At 69.1% G+C, this 15,632-nt stretch carries 14 protein-coding genes and 5 pseudogenes; 12 read left to right on the top strand and 7 right to left on the bottom strand.

Translation table 11 applies throughout. The features are described from left to right. Window positions 1-63: 63 nt before the first annotated feature. The 4 genes and pseudogenes from OG758_RS47380 to OG758_RS47365 all read left to right on the top strand — a co-directional run. Window positions 64-234, top strand: a pseudogene (locus tag OG758_RS47380) (IS110 family transposase); the annotation flags it as partial. Window positions 235-405: 171 nt separating this feature from the next. Beyond that, window positions 406-939: an IS110 family transposase gene (locus tag OG758_RS47375; RefSeq protein WP_326716273.1), complete on the top strand. Its 534-nt coding sequence runs from the start codon at window positions 406-408 to the stop codon at window positions 937-939. A 14-nt stretch (window positions 940-953) separates the two neighbouring features. Continuing rightward, window positions 954-1,097, top strand: a pseudogene (locus OG758_RS47370) (IS30 family transposase); the annotation flags it as partial. A 134-nt stretch (window positions 1,098-1,231) separates the two neighbouring features. Continuing rightward, window positions 1,232-1,664, top strand: a pseudogene (locus OG758_RS47365) (integrase core domain-containing protein); the annotation flags it as partial. A gap of 125 nt (window positions 1,665-1,789) precedes the next feature. On the opposite strand, the gene OG758_RS47360 reads toward OG758_RS47365, so the two are convergent. The 3 genes and pseudogenes from OG758_RS47360 to OG758_RS47350 all read right to left on the bottom strand — a co-directional run. Beyond that, complete coding sequence (locus OG758_RS47360; protein WP_199842036.1) at window positions 1,790-2,224, bottom strand: TIGR03668 family PPOX class F420-dependent oxidoreductase; 435 nt, start codon at window positions 2,222-2,224, stop codon at window positions 1,790-1,792. 33 nt (window positions 2,225-2,257) lie between these two features. Continuing rightward, window positions 2,258-3,085, bottom strand: a complete 828-nt coding sequence (locus OG758_RS47355) for an LLM class F420-dependent oxidoreductase (protein ID WP_326715573.1) — start codon at window positions 3,083-3,085, stop codon at window positions 2,258-2,260. 170 nt (window positions 3,086-3,255) lie between these two features. Further along, window positions 3,256-3,652 (bottom strand): annotated as a pseudogene (locus OG758_RS47350) (transposase); the annotation flags it as partial. Window positions 3,653-3,654: 2 nt separating this feature from the next. Here OG758_RS47350 and OG758_RS47345 point away from each other — a divergent pair. From OG758_RS47345 to OG758_RS49290, 3 genes and pseudogenes are all read left to right on the top strand, one after another. Continuing rightward, on the top strand, window positions 3,655-4,449 hold the full coding sequence (locus OG758_RS47345) for a hypothetical protein (RefSeq protein ID WP_326715572.1): 795 nt from the start codon (window positions 3,655-3,657) through the stop codon (window positions 4,447-4,449). 63 nt (window positions 4,450-4,512) lie between these two features. Then, on the top strand, window positions 4,513-4,716 hold the full coding sequence (locus OG758_RS47340; protein WP_326715571.1) for a hypothetical protein: 204 nt from the start codon (window positions 4,513-4,515) through the stop codon (window positions 4,714-4,716). A gap of 160 nt (window positions 4,717-4,876) precedes the next feature. Then, a pseudogene (locus OG758_RS49290) lies at window positions 4,877-5,681 on the top strand (Tn3 family transposase). 60 nt (window positions 5,682-5,741) lie between these two features. Here OG758_RS49290 and OG758_RS47325 read toward each other — a convergent pair. From OG758_RS47325 to OG758_RS47315, 3 genes are all read right to left on the bottom strand, one after another. Next, complete coding sequence (locus OG758_RS47325) at window positions 5,742-6,875, bottom strand: epoxide hydrolase family protein (protein WP_326715569.1); 1,134 nt, start codon at window positions 6,873-6,875, stop codon at window positions 5,742-5,744. A gap of 23 nt (window positions 6,876-6,898) precedes the next feature. After that, window positions 6,899-7,915, bottom strand: a complete 1,017-nt coding sequence (locus tag OG758_RS47320; protein ID WP_326716272.1) for an MFS transporter — start codon at window positions 7,913-7,915, stop codon at window positions 6,899-6,901. 393 nt (window positions 7,916-8,308) lie between these two features. Further along, window positions 8,309-9,247, bottom strand: a complete 939-nt coding sequence (locus OG758_RS47315; protein WP_326715568.1) for a LysR family transcriptional regulator — start codon at window positions 9,245-9,247, stop codon at window positions 8,309-8,311. Between the two features lie 261 nt (window positions 9,248-9,508). Here OG758_RS47315 and OG758_RS47310 point away from each other — a divergent pair, with 261 nt between their 5' ends. The 4 genes from OG758_RS47310 to OG758_RS47295 are packed head-to-tail and all read left to right on the top strand — an operon-like array spanning window position 9,509 to window position 13,426. Beyond that, window positions 9,509-10,462, top strand: a complete 954-nt coding sequence (locus OG758_RS47310) for an ABC transporter substrate-binding protein (RefSeq protein WP_326715567.1) — start codon at window positions 9,509-9,511, stop codon at window positions 10,460-10,462. Beyond that, window positions 10,459-11,412: an amino acid ABC transporter permease gene (locus OG758_RS47305; RefSeq protein ID WP_326715566.1), complete on the top strand. Its 954-nt coding sequence runs from the start codon at window positions 10,459-10,461 to the stop codon at window positions 11,410-11,412. The genes OG758_RS47310 and OG758_RS47305 overlap by 4 nt, the downstream gene beginning before the upstream one ends. After that, window positions 11,409-12,182, top strand: a complete 774-nt coding sequence (locus OG758_RS47300; RefSeq protein ID WP_326715565.1) for an amino acid ABC transporter ATP-binding protein — start codon at window positions 11,409-11,411, stop codon at window positions 12,180-12,182. The genes OG758_RS47305 and OG758_RS47300 overlap by 4 nt, the downstream gene beginning before the upstream one ends. A 56-nt stretch (window positions 12,183-12,238) precedes the next feature. Further along, complete coding sequence (locus tag OG758_RS47295; RefSeq protein ID WP_326715564.1) at window positions 12,239-13,426, top strand: NAD(P)/FAD-dependent oxidoreductase; 1,188 nt, start codon at window positions 12,239-12,241, stop codon at window positions 13,424-13,426. A gap of 444 nt (window positions 13,427-13,870) precedes the next feature. Here OG758_RS47295 and OG758_RS47290 read toward each other — a convergent pair whose 3' ends face one another. Further along, a complete protein-coding gene (locus tag OG758_RS47290) occupies window positions 13,871-14,776 on the bottom strand; it encodes an NADP-dependent oxidoreductase (protein ID WP_326715563.1) in 906 nt (301 codons plus the stop codon). Window positions 14,777-15,049: 273 nt separating this feature from the next. Here OG758_RS47290 and OG758_RS47285 point away from each other — a divergent pair, with 273 nt between their 5' ends. Continuing rightward, complete coding sequence (locus OG758_RS47285; protein WP_326715562.1) at window positions 15,050-15,427, top strand: winged helix-turn-helix transcriptional regulator; 378 nt, start codon at window positions 15,050-15,052, stop codon at window positions 15,425-15,427. The last annotated feature ends 205 nt before the right edge of the window (window positions 15,428-15,632 follow it).

The following is a 15,632-nucleotide window of genomic DNA, read 5'->3' as shown; positions in this document are numbered from 1 at the left end:
GATCGGGTTGGCCGCCCGTAACGTGCCGCAGGACGCCAGCTTTCGCGGGGCGCAGGCCGCAAGAACGACCGCATCGACGCGGCTGCGGCGGCATGCGTCGCCGCTCTCCAAGGCGACGCGAGGGCCGTCCAGCCTGAGGGCTCAACGGTTGCACTGGCACTGTTGGACGAGCGGCGCAGCAATCTCGCCCGGGCCAGAGTCCGCGCGGTGAACCAGCTCCACGCGCTGCTGCGGGCTCTCCTGCCTGGCGGCGCACCGCGCGACCTGTCCGCGGCCAAAGCCGAGCAGTTGCTGGAGTCTGTTGTCGCTGCCGGTCCGGCCGAGCTCACCCGCCACGCCCTCGCCGCCGACCTGATCGCCGAGGTCCGGACCTGGGACGTGAAGCTGAAGGACAACGCCAAGGCCATGGCCTCGCTGGTCTCAGAGTCCGACAGCCGGCTGACTGACACGCCGGGAATCGGGGCCGTGACTGCCGCCCGCCTCCTGGGCCGGACCGGGAACCCCACCCGCTTCCCTACCGCCAGCGTTTTCGCCCAGTACAGCGGCACCGCTCCCATTGAGATCGCCAGTGCGGAACGTGCACGTCACCGCCTGTCCCGGCGGGGCGACCGCCAGATCAACGCGGCGCTCCACACTGTGGCGATCACGCAGATACGCATGCCCGGCACACGGGGCCACGCCTACTACCAGGCCAAACTCACAGAAGGAAAGACGTCGCGTGAAGCCCAACGCTGTCTCAAACGCCGACTCGCTGACCACGTCTGGCGCACCATGATGGCCGACGAGCGCCGTCGCACCTGGACGACGGGCCCAGGAGGACAAGCGGGGGCGACTACAGCATCCAGCGCGGCCAGCCCAACCCCGACGGCCAGCTCTTCGGACAAGTCACTTCCCGGACCCGTCAGAAGCGAGCCTACGCCACCACCCCATGCAGCTTGACAAACACAGAGGCACCCAAAGGCACCGACCTGTCCCACTACAGCCACGAGGACCTGGACGCAGCCGCCGCCGAACTCAACAGCCGCCCACGCAAGACGCTCGGCTGGGAAACCCCAGCCGAGCGTCTCTCTAGACTTCTCGTCACCACACGTCAGTGATCACGTGTTGCGACGACCCTTGGAATTCGCCCCCCAAGGGGCGGGGGCCCTCAGCAAGTCCTATCGTTGCAGGTCAGGAGCACTTTCTGCTTTCCTGGTCGCCTACCGGACACCACTCGTGGTGAAAGCTCGAGGTTAAACAGCTCATCCTGCGCCTGACCCGGAAGAACAGCAGCTGGGGCCACCGCCGGATACAGGGCGAACTCGCCCGCCTCGGCTACCCGATCGCCCCGTCCACAGTCTGGGAGATCCTCCACGCAGCCGGCATCGACCCCGCCCCGCAGCACTCCGGCCCCACCTGGCGGCAGTTCCTGACCGCCCAGGCCCACGGCATCATCGCCGCCGACTTCCTGCACCTGGACACCATCTCGCTCAAGCGCCTGTACGCCCTGATCTTCATCGAACACGGCACCCGCCGCGTCCACCTCGCTGGCGTCACCGCCCCCCGCCGCCTCGTGGACCGTTCAGCAGGCCAGGAACCTTGCCATAGCGCAGGGGCGCCGGTTGGAGTCGCTGCGCTTCCTCCTCCGGGACCGGGACACCAAGTACACCCGTTCCTCGGAGGCCTGATCAACCAGTACGAGAGAACCGCCTGACCGAACGGCCTCGCCGCAGCTCACAGCACCGAATCGTATTTTCGAGCGGCACACGGTACTGGTGATGCCGGGGGCGGCGTCTCTCCTGCCCTACGGTCACCCCCCCGACGCGGCACGCCAGCCGTGCCACCGGCGGACGGCGATCACGAGCGCCGGACCGGTCGGCGGTCGCTGCCGGTACGGCGCGTACTTCTCCCGCAACAGGGCGACGGCCGCCGGGTATTCGCCCTGGGTGCCGGGCGGCAGCACGCGGGCGTCACCGTCCGCGCGGACCCACCACAGCCGCTCCCAGTCCTCGTCGTACGCGTCGACGAGCAGGCAGACAGCCGGGTGGGCCGCGATGTTGTCCAACCGTTTCAGCTGCTGCGACCTCTTCGGCTTCCAGTCGACGGCGGTGACGATCTCCTCGCCGTGGGCCGCGAAGACGACCGGCACCAGATGCGGGCGCAGGCCCGCATCCACCGTCGCCAGGCGCGCCACCCGCGCGGTCATGAACCGGCGGCGCGCCTCGTCCCCGGCCATATCCGGCACGGTCAGCTCCTATTCAGCGGCAGCCGCGAGCTGTCACCGGTGGCCGGACGTGGCCTCGGCCAGTTCGTCCAGGGTGCGCAGTGTCTCGTTCTCCGGCAGGGTCGGCAGATACAGCAGGACGCGTTCGACGCCGAGTTCGGCGTAGGTGTCGAGCGCCTTCCGGTCGTGCCGGCCCGCGTACACCACGACGGACGGGCGGTCACCGGCGGTCCGCCGCATACGCGCGATGCGTTCACCCAGCTTCTCGAGCGGCAGAGCGCTCGGCATCCACGCCGCACCGTACGCGGCGACGCGTTCGAAAGCGCGCTCGCTGTCGCCCCCGACCCAGATGGGCGGATGGGGCTTCTGGACCGGCTTGGGCCAGGCGTAGACGGGATCGAAGTCGACGAAGTCGCCATGGAACTCGGCCTCCTCCTTGGTCCACAGCTCGATCATCGCGCGGATGCGTTCGTCCATGAGCCGCCCACGGACGGCTGGATCCGTCCCGTGGTTGCGCATCTCCTCGCGGTTCCAGCCCGCGCCGACCCCGAACACGGCCCGGCCGCCGGAGATCAGATCGAGGGAGGCGACCTCCTTCGCGGTGTGGATCGGATCGCGCTGGATCACCAGAGCGATGCCGGTGCCCAGGAGCAGGTCACGGGTCACCGAGGCGGCCGCGGCGAGCGCCACGAACGGGTCGAGCGTCCGGTAGTAGATCCGCGGCAGCTCACCGCCCCCCGGGTACGGGGACTCCCGCTTGACCGGAATATGCGAGTGCTCGGCCAGCAGCAGGGAGTCGAACCCACGCTCCTCCAGGGCGGGTCCCAACGCCTTGGGGCCAATGCCCTCATCGGTGACAAATGTCGATACTCCGAACTTCATCCGCGACCACCTCGTCTCGTCGGCACACCTGCTGTCAGTGTGTCGCGGTCGGTCGCTCCTCGTCGGGCAGGACCTCCCGCGGCGTGGCGTCCGGACCCTATGCCCACTGTCACTGCCCGACCCACGCCTCCGCTGGCCGCTGCAGGGCCACCTCGCGCAGCGCCGCAGTGGTGAGGCGAGAACGCCGGCGATCGCACGCGGGTCGTGGTGAGGAGTTGGACGGCCGCGGTGAACAGGCGGAACCGCAGGCGGCGGGGCTCCCAGAGCCGGGCCTTGCCGGTCAGGGCGAGCATGGGCATCCAGGCCAGCAGGTCGAGAGCGATCTGGGACGATCTCCAGCCAGACCTTGTTCTGGGCTGTGTCGTGGAGGGGAAGGTTGCGCAGGCCGGTGGCCCGGGCGGCCCGGATGCGGTCTTCCGCGCGGGCCCGCAGCCGGTGACGAAGCTCGAGTTCGGCGATCGGCTGGCCGGCGGTGTTGGTCGCGAAGCAGGTAAGCCGCATGCTGTCGGCATCCGTGAACCTCAACTGGGCCCCGGGATGCGGCCGTTCCCTGCGGACGATCAGTCGCGATGGCCGGCAGCCCGTTGTCTGCCAACGTGCTCTGGGAGGTCCGGCTGCGCGACGGATCTCTCGCCGTTCTGAAGCTGATCGGCGAACCGCGGTCCGCAGAGGCGGCGACGTTGGCGGCCTGGACCGTGCACCGGGTGCCGTGCGCGCCGCTCCTCGACCACGGCGTCGGTACCCACGCCCCTGACGTCACACACCTGTTGCTGGGGAAGGTGCCGGGCGCCGCGTTGCCGCATGCCGAGATGGCCGCGGCCACGGCACAGGTTGTCGGGTTGTTCCGGCGGGCGCATCTGAAACCGCCGGCCGAAGTGGAGACCTTGCACGGCTTCCTCAGTCCCCGGCTCCATGAGGCCGTACAGATCTGGCGCGAGAGCGGACTGCCCTCACCCGATGACGCCTTGCGGGTTCTCACGGATCCGGACATCGAGCCCGTTCTGCTTCACGGTGACGCGGTCGGATTCAATCTTCTGAGATCCGGGGACGAGTTGGCGCTCATCGACCCCGCAGGCGTGTGTGGACCGGCGGAGTTCGACGCCGCACGCTGGGTGGCCCGATCTCTGGCCGTCACCGGCCCGGGCGCCCTTCACGGGCTGACCGAGGCCGCACTGTCCGCCGACCCGCTGCTGCAGCAGCCCCGGTTCGACGCGTGCGTCGCAGTCGAGCTGGTGATCGAGGTGCGGCATCGGATCACGAGCCCGCACGTGTTTCTCATCATCGGAGCACCGGCACAAACCTTCACCACCGACACCCGTCAGCTCGCTGAAGCAGCGACCCGTCGTCTGGCAGCCGCCGCTTAAAGCTTTAGGGAAGGAGCAGAGGAGGGCTGGCGCAGCGTACTCAAGGCCTACGACGACAACCTCGTGCTGTACAACCACGAACCCGGATCCCTGCTGGCCCTCGAGCAGTTGCTCCATGAGCGACCCGGCGGCTACATGGACACCCTCGACCAGCTGATCTGTCAGACGGCCCAGCAGTCCATCGAGGACGGCACCGAGGCCATCACCGAGGAGGGCCTCAACGACATGCTCGTGGGCCGGCAGGACTCCGAGGACGACTGGGCGTAGCGCCCGGCTCTCCAACACAGCCTCTACCAGGTTTCGCAGGTACGCACCGGGGCGCAGCTGCCGATCTGGGCTGTTTGCGCGGGCTGTTCTGCCGAGGCATCCCTCGGTCTACGCACGGCCGAATCCAAAATTCTTCGGGCGGCGGGGCGGTGCCACCTGGTTGAACATGATCAATGACCAGGCGGCCGGGCTCGGCGGGAAGGTCGTGGCGGGCACCCCGCGCGACTCACGGTATGTGCTGTACGACCGGGACGGCGGCAAGCGTCCCGACATGATAGTGACCGATACCGCCTCGTACTCCGACATTGTCTTCGGGCTCCTGACCTTGGCAGGGTTCACCTACGCGCCGCAGTTGGCGGACCTGCCGGATCAGAAGATGTGGCGCATCGACCGGACGGCGGACTACGGCGCGTTCCAGGACGCGGCCCGCGGCCGGGTCGGCCTGGCCCGCATCGAGCGCCACTGGGAGGACATTCTGCGGATCATCGACTCCATCCACAGCGGGGCCGTGCGGGCCTACGACGTGATCCGCATGCTGTCGCGCGACGACCGGCCGACCCCGCTCGGTGACGCGATCGCCCACTACGGGCGGATCGCCAAGACCCTGCACATCCTGCGCCTGGCCGACGAACCGGCCTACCGGCGGAAGATCAAAGTGCAGGCCAACCTCCAGGAGGGCCGCCACGCGCTCGCCCGGAAGATCTTCCCAGGACGGCATGGAGGAGCAGATCGGCGCGCTCGACCTGGTCCTCAACGCCCTGGTCCCATTCAACACCCGCTACATGGACGCCGCGGGCACCCAGCTCCGCGCCGACCGCTTCGGCGTCCGGGAGGCGGACGTGGCCCGGCTCTCGCCGTTCGTGCGGCACAACATCAACATGCTCGGCCGGTACTCCTTCCAGCTGCCGGAACTGCCCGGGGGCCTGCGGCCCCTGCGGGATCCGGGCGCCGACGACGACCGGTAAGTCGATCCGGCTACGGGCGCGTTGGTGCTGAGGCGCAAGAACTCTCGCGGGTTTCGGCGTTCACCGGTGTGCGCGGAAGAACTCGGTGAGGTCGTGCGCGAGGAGTTCGGGTTCTTCGTGGGCGGCGAAGTGTCCGCCACGGGGCATGAGGGTGTACCTCGTGATGTTGTACGTGCGCTCGGCCCAGCTGCGGGGCGGCTGGGTGAGGTCGGCCGGGAACAGAGCGAGGGCCGTGGGCACGTTGACCCGCTCCACCCGCCTCGTCAGCCGCTGGGCGTATTCGTAGTAGGGCCGGAAGGAGGTCGAGATGGTGCCCGTGAACCAGTAGAGCGACGCCTGCGTGAGGAGGAAGTCGTCGCTGAACCGAGACGACAGGTCACCACCGCAGTCGCTCCACGCACGGTATTTCTCGACGATCCAGGCAAGCAACCCGGTCGGCGAGTCGGCCAGACCATAGCTCAGCGTGAAAGGGCGGGTGCTCTGTTGGTGCTGGTACCCGCCCTCTTCCGCGGACCACACCGCGACGGAATCGAGGTACTCCTGCTCCTCGGGGGTGACACCGGCCGCGTCATAGGCGACTGGGCTGGCGATCGCCATCAGATGGATGCCCACCACGGCCTCGGGGTGAGCTTCGCCGAGCCTGGAGGTGATGCCGGCGCCCAGGTCGCCCCCGTGCGCGGCGTAGCGCTCGAAGCCGAGTTCGTCGTGCATGAGCCGGTGCCAGATCTCATGTGTCTGCGGTGGCTGAGCGAGCGAGGGCCGCTGAGGTGAGAAGGCGAATCCGGGCAGCGAGGGGACAATGACGGTGAACGCGTCGGCGGCGTCACCCCCGTACCGCGACGGCGTGGCTAGCCGGCGGGCGAGGGTGGTCAGTTCGAGGAAGGAACTGGGCCACCCGTTGGTCAGGACGATCGGCAGGGCGCCGGGGTGTTCGCCGTCGAAGCGGAGGTAGTGGACGGGGGTTCCGTCGATATCTGCGAGATGGGACGGCAGGGCGTTGATGGTGGCTTCGTGGGCACGCCAGTCGTATTCGGAGGCCCAGTAGGTGACGAGGCGTCGCAGTTCGCCGGAGTCGGTGCCGGCCTCCCAGCCGGTGGCGGGCCAGGGGGTCGGCCAGCGTGTGTTGAGCAGCCGTGAGCGCAGCTCGTTCAGTTCGGCCTCGGGGACTGCGATCGCGGGCGCGTGGCGGGTCATGGGGGTCTCCAAGGGGTTCGTTCTCACGTGACAGCGGTGCGTGCCTGGGTGTCGGAGCCGCTCTGTGTGCGGTTGTCGGGGGACCGGCGGGTGGTCCCGGCGATCACAGCGGACAGGGTCATGAGGATCGCGATGACGAGCAGGGCATGCCCGACAGTGGTCTGGTTTCCGAGGAAGCCGATGAGAGGCGGTCCGCCGACGAAGCCGCAGTATCCGATCGAGGTGATGACGCTGACGCGGCCGGCGGCACGAGCGGGCTCGTCGGCCCCGGCGCTCATGCTGACCGAGAAGCCAAGCGCCGCGCCCATCCCCCAGAGCAGACTTCCCGCGAACGCCAGTCCAGTGGACGGCCCAAGCGCGAAAAGGGCGACGCCGGTGGTGGTGACGGCGGCGGCTGTCCGAAGGACAGTGACTCGTCCGAACCGGTGGAGGACCGCTGGCCCGAGCCAGCGGCCGGCGGTGAGCGCGGTGAGGAAGGAGGCGTAGGCCAGCGTGCCGATCGTGGCGGTGACGTGGTGACGGTCGATGACCGAGACGCTGACCCAGTTACTGCCCGCCCCTTCCGCGACCGCGAAGGCCAGTGCGACGAGCCCGACCGCCACGGTGCGCGGTTCTCGCCACGCGCCCAGACCCGGGCGGGACATTCTCACCGGCGGTGGCACTGCGATGGGGCGCGCGGCGTGCTCAGGAAGGAAGTGCCGTGCCGCCGCGGGTACCGCCCCGGCGATGATCGTTGCGATCACGGCCACATGGATGCTTACCGGGACCCGCAGTGCGGTCATCAGCACACCGACCGCGGCACCGGCGACCGTACCGAGGCTGAACGCGGCAAAGAAGCGCGGCATGACGGGACGGCCGAGCTGTCGTTCGACCGCTGCGGCGTGCACGGTCATCGCGACGTCCCAGAAACCCGTAGCCGCGCCGAGCAGGAACAGCCCGGCCACCAGCAGGGATGCTGAGAGGGCGTATCCGAGTGAGATGACGCCGAGGCTCGCGCTGACGAACAGGACGACGACGGTGACGGCCCGGCGGGGGCCGATGCGTGTGCGGGGCGTGTCGCCTCAACCGACGCGCGCCGCCAACACTCCACCGACGAATACAGGTACGCGACGTCCGTCGGGGGCGCAGCCGTCGCGATCTCAGCGAGCAGCGGGGCGACTTCCTCGTTCACGCGGGCCTCTGCTACCCGCTCCCAGGACTGTTCGGCCCCGGCATAGTGCGTCGCCCAGCCCACGGGCGGACGCTCTCGGACAAGTGCGTGATGCCGCCGGACTCGGCGATACAGGCCGACGGGGTCAGGACGCTGACCAACTGGCTGCGGGTGTTGGCGGTGGGCGCGCTCATCACGGGGCCTTCTCGGGGTACGTTTTGGGCGCGGCGGGGGGGCCACTCCCCCGCCACAAGGGGGCCGGAGAAGCTGTCACCCCCGTCGACTACACCGCCGTCGGCGGGTCGATCGTCTGCGACAGCTCGCGGTCGATCGTGGCCGCCGCCGTGCGCAGGACCGCGACCGCCTGGTCGAGGAACGGGTTCGGGTCTCCCGCGCGGCGCACGGCGAACACCCGGCGCACGTGGGTGGGGTTGGCGAGGCGGATGAGGTGTACGTCGTCCGACTTGCTCAGGGCGAGTTCGGGCACGATGGCAACGCCGAGCCCGTTCCGTACGAGTTCGAAGGGCAGGTTGTAGTCGTTCGTGCGGAAGATGACTTCGGGGCGGAAGCCTCCCTCGGCGCAGATGTGGAACAAGGAGCGGGCCGCGTCGGTGTCTTCGCGGTAACAGATCCAGCGCTCGGCCGAGAGGTCTCCGACCCGGATGCGTTTGCGGCGGGCGAGGCGGTGTTTCTTGGGGATGAGGACGTACAGCGGCTCCTCGAGGATGAGGGTGCGCTCCAGGTCGGGTGGGTCGTTGCGGGGCACCGTGCCGTATTCGAAGATCACCGCCAGGTCGAGTCGGCCCTCGGCGACGGCGGGCAGGGTGACGGGTGGGTCGCCCTCCTCGTAGCGGACGTCGACGTGCGGGCGGTCGCGCAGGAAGTCGGTGAGGACCGCGGGCATCAGACGGAAGCCTGCCGACCAGAAGCTCCCGAGGTGCAGTCGTCCGCGCTCGGCCGCCGCGAAGGACCGCATCTCGTCCTCGGCTGCCTCCAGATCGGCGAGCAATCTGACGGCTCTGCGGGCGAGTTGGGCACCCGCGGCGGTCGGCCGGACACTGCGCGGCGACCGCTCGAAGAGGGGCACACCGAGGGCCCGTTCGACCGAGGCGATCTGCTGCGAGATCGCGGACGGTGAGTAGCCGAGGCGGCGGGCGGCGGTGCGCAGCGAGCCGGTGGCGACCACGTCTCGGATCGCCTGCAACTGCGTCGGGGTCAGCATCAGGTGAACTTAACAACCGGCCTGGTGCCGCCGCCAGAGTTCGATCCAGGAAGGTTCCCTGTGGGCAGGTGGAGGCCACGCTTCCACTGATTCTCCGCAGGTCGGAACGGAGATCGTCTCCCCTACGAGCAACAGTTCAGCTGAACGACGTGTGCGGCAACGTTCATTCTGCTTCATCTTGTATTGCCGTCCCCGCTGCCGCAGATTGAGCGGCATTGACCGGCCAGGACATGGCCGGCCGACCCAGGGAAGGGCACTGCCATGGAAATACGGCTCCCGGGGCTCCGAGCCCGCCGGTCGAAGCGCGCCGCATCCGCCGGTGTGGCGCTGGCCGGACTTCTTCCACTGCTCGCGGCGTGTGGTGGATCGCCCTCGGCCGACGCGGGAGGCAAAGGGCCCGCTGCCGACTCCGGCCCGGCCGCGCAGCGCAAGGACGCGAAGCTCGCGGCGCTCCTGCCGCAGAAGGTGCGCGACTCCGGTGAGCTGGTTGTGGCGGAGGGCGACGACTATCCGCCCCTGGTGTCCCTCGGCTCCGACAACAAGACGCTGATCGGCATGGAACCGGAGCTGATGACGGCGGTCGGCCAGATCCTCGGTGTCAAGGTGAAGTTTTCCAAGGCCAGCTTCGACAGCATCATCGGCGGTGTACAGTCGCGCCGCTACGACCTCGCCATCCAGGCCATGCTGGACAAGCCCGAACGGCAGCAGCACGTCACGTTCGTCGACTACTTCAAGACCAGCAGTGCCATCCTCGTCCAGCAGAAGAACGCCGAGTCCATCGGCTCGCTCGGCGACCTGTGCGGGCGGACGGCCGCCGTGGAGAACGGCACCGCCCAGGTCGACGACGTGGACGCGCAGGCCAAGAAGTGCAAGGCCGCGGGCAAGCCGGCCGCGAAGCCGCTCGTCTTCCCCGACTCCGTCGGCTGCTTCCAGGCCCTGTCCACCGGTCGCGCAGACGCCTTCGTCGGCGGAACGCCCACCGTCGCCTACCAGGCCGAGCAGTCCCACGGCCAGATGAAGCAGGTCGGCAAGCCCTACCGCTTCCTACCGTACGGAATCCTGGTGAACAAGCAGGACAAGAAGCTGGTCGAGGCGGTGCGGCAGGCCCTCCAGAAGGTGATGGACAACGGTACCTACGGGAAGATCCTCAAGCGCTGGGACGTCGAGTCCGGCGCCCTGGACCGCGCCACGGTGAACGGCGGCGCCACCGCATGAGCGAGTCCACTCTCCGCGGCACCGGCATCGCGAAGATGCCCGCGGTCCGCAAGGAGATCGACGCGGTGCCGCTGCGCCGTCCGGGCCGCTGGGTCGCGTCGGCCGCCCTGGCCTTCGTCCTCGTGTTCCTGCTCCAAGGGTGGGCCGCCAACCCGCGCATGCAGTGGGCGACCGTCGGCGACCACCTTTTCGCGCCCGTCGTCCTCGAGGGTCTGGGCACCACGCTCTGGCTGACGGCGGCCTCGATGGCGATCGGCATCGTCGGCGGTGTCGTCCTGGCTGTGATGCGCAGGTCGGACAACCCTCTCCTGTCCCGCCTGAGCTGGCTCTACATCTGGGTCTTCCGCGGCACACCCCTCCTGGTCCAGCTGCTGTTCTGGTACTTCCTCGCCGCGGTCGTGCCCCAGGTCGGGCTCGGCGTGCCGTGGGGGCCGACGTTCGTGGAGTTCGACACGAACCAGCTGGTGACCCAGACGTCGGCGGCCCTGCTCGGTCTCGGACTGCACGAGGCCGCCTACATGGCGGAGATCGTCCGCTCCGGCATCGCCTCCGTGGACGACGGGCAGTCGGAGGCGGCGAACGCCCTTGGCATGACGCATCGTCAGACCCTGCGCCGGATCGTGCTGCCGCAGGCCCTGCGCATCATCATTCCGCCCACCGGCAACCAAGTGATCTCCATGCTCAAGACCACGTCACTGGTCTCGGTGATCGCCGTGCCCGAGCTGCTGACCTCCATCCAGGCCATCTACTCGCGCAACTTCCAGCAGATCCCTCTGCTGACCGTTGCCTGCGCCTGGTATCTGCTGGCCGTGTCGGTCCTGAGCGTCGGCCAGTACTACCTGGAGCGCCGATACGGGCGCGGGGCGAGCCGTGACCTGCCGCCCACCCCGCTCCAGCGCATGCGCGCCACCTTCGCCGCGCGCCGGCCCGCACCTCTGGAGGAGCGATGAAGACAAGCACCGCGACGATGGTGCGCGCCAAGGGCGTGCACAAGAGTTTCGGCAGGACCGAGGTGCTCAAGGGGATCGACCTGAGCGTCATGGCGGGCGAGGTGATGTGCCTGGTCGGCCCGTCCGGCTCCGGCAAGTCCACGTTCCTGCGCTGCATCAATCGCTTGGAGACCATCGACGCGGGGCGTCTGTACGTACGCGACGAACTGATCGGTTACGAGGAGCGCGACGGTCGTGTGCACGAACTGAACGACGCGGCGGTGGCCCGCCAGAGGCGCGGCATCGGCATGGTCTTCCAGCGGTTCAACCTGTTCCCGCACATGACGGCGCTGCAGAACGTGATGGAGGCGCCGGTGCAGGTCAGGAAGGCGTCCAAGGTTGAGGCCAGGGAGCGGGCCCAGGCGCTCCTCGCCAGGGTCGGACTCGCCGACCGCGCGCACTCCTACCCCTCGCAGTTGTCGGGCGGTCAGCAACAGCGCGTGGCGATCGCCCGGGCTCTGGCGATGCGGCCCGAGCTGATGCTGTTCGACGAGCCCACCTCCGCCCTCGACCCCGAGCTCGTGGGCGAGGTCCTCGACGTGATGCGCGCCCTCGCCGACGAGGGCATGACGATGATCGTCGTCACGCACGAGATGGGCTTCGCGCGGGAGGTCGGCGACTCCCTCGTGTTCATGGACGGCGGTGTCGTCGTCGAGTCCGGCACGCCGTCGGACGTGCTCGGCTCCCCCCGCCACGGGCGCACTCGGGCGTTCCTCGGCAAGGTCCGCTGACCGGTCCCACGCCACGCCTCCCCCACTCTTCATCCACGCACCGCAAAGGAAGACCCATGCCCCGTGTCCTCGTCATCGGAGCCGGCGTGCTCGGCGCCTCCGTCGCGCACCATCTGGCGGCCGCCGGCGCCCACGTCACAGTGATCGAGGCAGGCGGTCCGGCCGCCGGCACATCCAGCGCCACCTTCTCCATCGACGTCACCCACCTCAAGACCCCGCACACCTACTACGCGTTGAACCGGCGCAGCGCCGAACTGCATGTGCGGCTCGGCGACGAGCTGGGCGGAGCCGACTGGCGTCACCCCGTGCCGCTCGTACAGTGGGGCCACACCGAGCGGGAGCAGCTCGTCATCCGCGAGCGCGCCGAGCGCCTGCGCGGCTGGGGTCACGCCTGCCAGGCCGCCGATCCGTCCGAACTGGCCGAGCTGGCCCCGGGCGTGAACCCTGACGCATGCCGGGCGGACGAGCTCGTCGTCCACGAGCACGCGTCCTGGTACGACGCGCCCCTGTTCGCCCGGCGCCTCTTGGACCGGGCGGCGCTCAACGGCGCGGACATCCGTTACGGGCTGCGGGTCACCGGGGTGCTGCGCACCGCTGACCGCGTCACCGGAGTGGTGGCCGAGGGTCGCCGTTTCGAGGCGGACTGGGTGGTCAACTGCGCTGGTCCGCAAGCAGGGCGTATTGCCGCGCTGGCCGGCGGGTCGCTGCCGCTCAACCGGGTGCCCGGGCTCGTGGGCGAGAGCACGCGGCTGCCGGATCAGGACCGCCTAGGCGCGATCCTGGCGACTCCTGGTGTCGATCTGAGGCCCGCACCCGACGGCCGCGTGGTGTCCATCTCCTGGCCGGTGGACGCCGTACTGCCGCCGGATGTCGAGGGAGCGTCGGACACGGCACGGCAGGCCGACCCGGCACTGGAACAGGAGCTGCACCGCCTGGGCCGCGAGGTGTACGCCCCCTTGCGCGCAGCCGAGATGGCCGGCGTCCGGCTGGGAATGCGTCCGGTCCCGGCGGACGGGCTGCCGCTGGTGGGCTGTTCGGCGGCAACGCCCGGTCTCTACACGGTCGTCACGCACAGCGGGGTGACGCTGGCGCCGGCGCTCGGCCTCCTCGCCGCGCAGGAACTCATCAGCGGCTCCAGCGTCCCGGACCTGGCGGGCTACAGCCCGGACCGCACCCCGGCCACGGACGTCCTCGACGAGAGCGTGCAGGTCATGAGCAACGCGGGGGCGATCACGGCCGCGTGAGGCGGATCCGACACTGCGCCGATCATGTCAGCGCGGACTGCGGGTGCGCTTCGGGTTCCCGACGTCGCCGCCAAGCTATACGAGACCAGGGCCGTAAACCGGCGTCGGGACCAACGGAACAGCCAGTAACGCTAAGCCGGTTTCCGCAGGTCGCGGCACGCCGACCGCGTCTCTCAGAACGGCTTCGCAGAACTCGGCGGTTGTGAGAGGGGTTCTGCGAGAACCGGCCTGGGCAAACGTGCTTGGCGCTGGCCAGCAGGAACGGTTCTCACAACCGGTCGTATCTGCGAGACCCACAAGCGGAACCGTCCCTACCGACAACCACTGTTCCGTTGGTCCCCACGGCCGCTGACGAACAGGTACGTCACGTACGCGACCTGCTCGCCCGCCCGGAGATCACTTAAGCCGCTTGGCGGACTGGCGCATCTGCGCCGTGCCCTCGCTTCAGATGCAGATCACGATCTTTCCGCGTGTGCGTCCGCGCTCAGCATGCGCGTGGGCGTCGGCGATCCGCTCCAGGGGGTAGGTCTGTTCGATACGGGGTGTGTAGCGGCCTTGCTGGCCCAGTTCCGCGGCCGCGGACAGGAGGGTGGAGTCGTTCTCCGCGTTGACCACATGCGTGCCCAGGCGCTGCCCGCCTGCGTGGTCGGCGACCGTCGCGACGTGTGTCGGGTCGCCCGTGATCGCGACGAGGTCGTCCAGGGATCCGGAGGCCGCGGTGTCGAGCGCGATGTCGACGCCGTGCGGAGCGAGAGCGGAGAGGCGCTGCGCGAGGCCGGGGCCGTAGGTGGTGGGAACGGCGCCTAGAGAGGTGAGGAACTCGTGGTTGCGTTCGCTGGCTGTCCCGATCACGGTGGCACCTTGTGCCACAGCGATCTCGACTGCCGCGCCGCCCACGCCTCCGGCGGCGCCCTCGACGAGAAGGGTGCGCCCCGCCAGGGAGCCGAGCGCGTTCAGGCCACGCATCGCGGTCACGGATGCGAGGCCGGCGCCCGCGGCCTGCTCGTCGTTCCACGTGTCGGGGGCGTGGGCCCAGGCTGAGAGGATGACCAGCTCTGCGGTTGCGCCGGTGACACCGCCCAGCCCGAAGACGCGGTCGCCGATGCTCACCCCCTGCACTCCGTCACCGATTTCGTCGACCACGCCGGCGGCGTCGCGCCCGGGGATGGCGGGTAGCTCCAGGGGAATCAGCTGGTGCAGGGCGCCGGCGCGCAGCTTCCAGTCGATGGGATTGACGCTGGCCGCCGCGACGCGGACACGGATCTCACCAAGTCCGGGGTGGGGGTCGGGGGCCTGCTCGATCACCAGGCTCTCCGCTCCGCCGTATTCATGGAAGCGGGCTGCACGCATAATGTCCTGCCTTACCTTTATAGGTCGAAATAATGGTGTTCATTCGACGCCTGTTACTGCACATCTGACGTTGCCTTGAGGTGCGGCAAGCCGACTGCCTTCCGGCCAGAGGAGGACGGATCGGTGAGGTTGTCGAGCAGTCGGGCAGCCACCCGCCCCGACAACCACGATCCTGCCCATCGTCGGAATACCTCCCGTTGAGTCGATGCTCCGGAAGATATCCAGAAGGTCGGTTACCAGCTGGATACCAAGACCTGAGACGGGAGACCCTCAATGACGCAACGGCCACCGCTGCCACCCGACTTGTTCGACGAGCTGTGCCCGTCCTCGCTGCTGCCTTTCCGCTTCGGTGACAAATGGGCATCCATGGTCCTCCGCTGCCTGGAGGACGGCCCGCGCAGATACTCCGAACTCCGCGTACCACTGAGTCGCGTCACCCCGAAGGCGCTCACCCAGTCGCTCCGCGGCTTGGAGCGGAACGGGTTCGTGTCACGCACCGTGCACGCCGACCCGAGACTGCGGGTGGAGTACGCGCTGACACCGCTAGGCCGCAGCACGCTGGAGCCGCTGGCCGCCGCGTGCCAATGGGCGGCCGAGCACTGGGACGAGCTACTCGACGCCCGCGAGGGCGGCATCTCCTCCATCGGCTGACTCGAACCTGCGTTGACGCGTGCCGCACCGGACGAGCCGCACCTCTGTGTTGACTCGGGGAATCGCCAACATCGGTGTCCGCGGCACCGGGGAGCTGCTGTCCACCGTGAAGTTCATGGTGCAGACCCTCAGCGCCGCCGGGGAGCTCCAGCGTGACCTCCAGCGCGAGCTGACTTACGACGGGCTGAGGGCGGCCGAGGCCAAG

Origin of the sequence: Streptomyces sp. NBC_01474, assembly GCF_035918215.1 — a bacterium.
Classification (GTDB): Bacteria; Actinomycetota; Actinomycetes; order Streptomycetales; family Streptomycetaceae; genus Streptomyces; species Streptomyces aureus.
This window is presented reverse-complemented; position numbering and strand designations above follow the sequence as displayed.

Coding starts and splice junctions, on each gene's coding strand:
- OG758_RS47375 (WP_326716273.1), top strand. CDS start 406: ATGGCCTCGCTGGTCTCAGAGTCCGACAGCCGGCTGACTGACACGCCG.
- OG758_RS47355 (WP_326715573.1), bottom strand. CDS start 3,085: ATGAAGTTCGGAGTATCGACATTTGTCACCGATGAGGGCATTGGCCCC.
- OG758_RS47345 (WP_326715572.1), top strand. CDS start 3,655: ATGGCCGGCAGCCCGTTGTCTGCCAACGTGCTCTGGGAGGTCCGGCTG.
- OG758_RS47325 (WP_326715569.1), bottom strand. CDS start 6,875: ATGACCCGCCACGCGCCCGCGATCGCAGTCCCCGAGGCCGAACTGAAC.
- OG758_RS47315 (WP_326715568.1), bottom strand. CDS start 9,247: ATGCTGACCCCGACGCAGTTGCAGGCGATCCGAGACGTGGTCGCCACC.
- OG758_RS47310 (WP_326715567.1), top strand. CDS start 9,509: ATGGAAATACGGCTCCCGGGGCTCCGAGCCCGCCGGTCGAAGCGCGCC.
- OG758_RS47305 (WP_326715566.1), top strand. CDS start 10,459: ATGAGCGAGTCCACTCTCCGCGGCACCGGCATCGCGAAGATGCCCGCG.
- OG758_RS47300 (WP_326715565.1), top strand. CDS start 11,409: ATGAAGACAAGCACCGCGACGATGGTGCGCGCCAAGGGCGTGCACAAG.
- OG758_RS47295 (WP_326715564.1), top strand. CDS start 12,239: ATGCCCCGTGTCCTCGTCATCGGAGCCGGCGTGCTCGGCGCCTCCGTC.
- OG758_RS47290 (WP_326715563.1), bottom strand. CDS start 14,776: ATGCGTGCAGCCCGCTTCCATGAATACGGCGGAGCGGAGAGCCTGGTG.
- OG758_RS47285 (WP_326715562.1), top strand. CDS start 15,050: ATGACGCAACGGCCACCGCTGCCACCCGACTTGTTCGACGAGCTGTGC.